This window comes from Armatimonas sp. (assembly GCF_043760365.1).
In the GTDB taxonomy this organism is placed as follows: Bacteria; Armatimonadota; Armatimonadia; order Armatimonadales; family Armatimonadaceae; genus Armatimonas.
Genome location: NZ_JAYUPA010000151.1, coordinates 1 through 2,199, shown reverse-complemented (window position 1 = coordinate 2,199; position 2,199 = coordinate 1). Strand labels below are relative to the sequence as shown.

Genomic DNA, 2,199 nt, shown 5'->3' with positions numbered 1-2,199 from the left:
GAACTGTCTTGCGAATTGCGACGGCAGTCAAGCTTCCCATTACTAGCAACACTGCCGCCGCGATGCTCCCGATCTGCCATCTTGCCTTCGACACTGCCGCTCGCTGACGCCGCAGTTCGGCATCGGGCATGTGGGAGAGCACCCAGGCTTTGTCAAAGACATGGTCGTAAATGCGGTTGCGTATCGCCAGATTATTGCCTTCCAGGCGGCAAACGCCCGAGAGACGCAGAACGCCGCACAGTGGATTCGTTTCGTCATCGAGGACGCGTTTGCCGGATCGCACTTTTCCATACAAATCGAGCAGCGCTGCCAGGTCCACTTCGCTTTTCAATAAGCGATTGCGCACAAAGCTAATGTTGTCGTCGGACTCCTGCGCCGATTTGGACAGAAACAGGGCGTCGCAGAGCTTATCCACAGATGTGCCCGGCTCCTCGACGACGGCACGACAGAGCCGCTGCGTTAGGTAGGGCTGTCCGCCCGTCCAGTGCAAGACGCGATCCAGCACCGGCTTCCCGCCAGGCAGATGCGAAGCGAGGGGTTGCGCTTCGTCAGCTGTGAAGTCCTGCAACGTTATCCTGCGTCCGATGTTGAAGGGCGACATGCGCGTGTCCGAAATAAGATCGGCAGGAGTAGCGGCACCGACAAGACAGAACGTGATGCGCTGGTAGACAGCATCCTGCGTGCGGCTGTTGAAGCAGGCACGGATTGCCGCAAAGAACTCATCGACAGGGAAACTCAGGCTGCGCACGGCATCAATCTCGTCTATGAAGATCACGATGGAGGAGGTGATCGTGTTGAGAGCAACTTCCCTGAGCGCACCAAAGTAGCGCTGCACCGGGGGAAGTTGTGCTTGCTCTTTCCAGTACACAACGAACTCTTTGCGCAGGTTCAGGCTTCGGCCCGTCTCCGCCAAGAGCCCCGCATACCATTGCTCCGGCGTGACGTTTTGCGCGCCGATCTTGGTCAGATCAACGAAGGCGGTCTGGCTGCCTGCCGCATTTAGTTTGGTAATGGTACGCACCGACAGACTACTCTTGCCCATCTGGCGCGAGTTGAGCACAAAGCAGTAGTCGCCACTCTGTAGCGCCAACAGCAGTTCTTTATCGGCTTTACGCTCCACATAGCTGGGCGAATCCGTGGGCACGGTTCCGCCGGTGACAAAGAAACTGAACTCTGCACTCATGGTGTACAGGATACCAAACCTTGTGCACCGGATACTAAACCTTTTGTTTTTTCTTCATGACGTGTCGAGGTGAGGTACACGTGTCGGGGTGAGGTTGGGTACAATGGACACCAGAATGGAAGTGTCCAATGGTTGATACCAGTCGCTCTGCGCAGATCGCGCATGTTCTCTTTCTGGATCTCGTGGGTTACTCCAAAGAATCTATCTCCCTACAGGGACGGCTCCTGGAGCAGCTTAATAGCGCGGTCAATGGCGCGGAGGCGTTCCAGAAATCTCGTGAACAAAACGATGTATTGCCGATACCCACCGGCGATGGAATGGCTTTGCTCTTCTTCACCGATATCCTCGCGCCCGCTCAGTGTGCGCTCCAGATTCAGAAGGCACTCGCTGGGATGCCTGTGCGCATGGGAATCCATAGCGGCCTGGTGCAGAAGCAGCTCGACATCACCGGCAAGGAGAACGTCGTGGGGGAGGGCATCAACACCGCCTCCCGCGTGATGGGTTTCGGGGATGCGGGCCATATCCTGCTCTCCGCCCAGTACGCGCTCTTCCTGGGCCAGTTCGACGAGTGGAAGCCGCGCCTGCATCTGCTGGGCGATGGCACTGCAAAGCACAACCTCCAGATCCAGCTCTTCAGCCTTCACGGCAACGGCTTTGGCAGTCCCGCACTGCCCTCAGGGCTCAAAGAGAGCAAGAGTAGGCCGGTCTCGCGGCCTTCCTCTGGCATTCCGAGCCAGAAGGTCGTCCTGCTCTACAAGCGCAACCTTCCCGAGGACGAGAAGGTTCTCACGCTTCTAGAGAAGCACCTGGTGGAGAACGGACACGAGGTCTTTGTGGATCAGCACCTCAAGATCGGGGTTGAGTGGGCGCGTGCTGTGGAGGACAAGATCCGCGCTGCAGATGCCGTGATTGCGATCGTTTCGCCCAAGGCGATGCAGTCCGAGATGCTGGAGTACGAGGTCGAGACGGCGCACGACCAGTACCTCAAGAGCGGCAAGCCCACGCTCCTGCCGGTC

General features: G+C 57.9%; 2 protein-coding genes. One reads left to right on the top strand and one right to left on the bottom strand.

What is annotated here, in order from left to right; all coding sequences use genetic code 11:
* Window positions 1-1,183: AAA-like domain-containing protein (locus ACH2EH_RS03790; protein WP_395139120.1), on the bottom strand; the 1,183-nt coding region annotated here is incomplete at its 3' end.
* Between the two features lie 128 nt (window positions 1,184-1,311).
* Between ACH2EH_RS03790 and ACH2EH_RS03785 the strand changes: the two genes are divergently transcribed.
* Window positions 1,312-2,199: TIR domain-containing protein (locus ACH2EH_RS03785; protein ID WP_395139119.1), on the top strand; the 888-nt coding region annotated here is incomplete at its 3' end.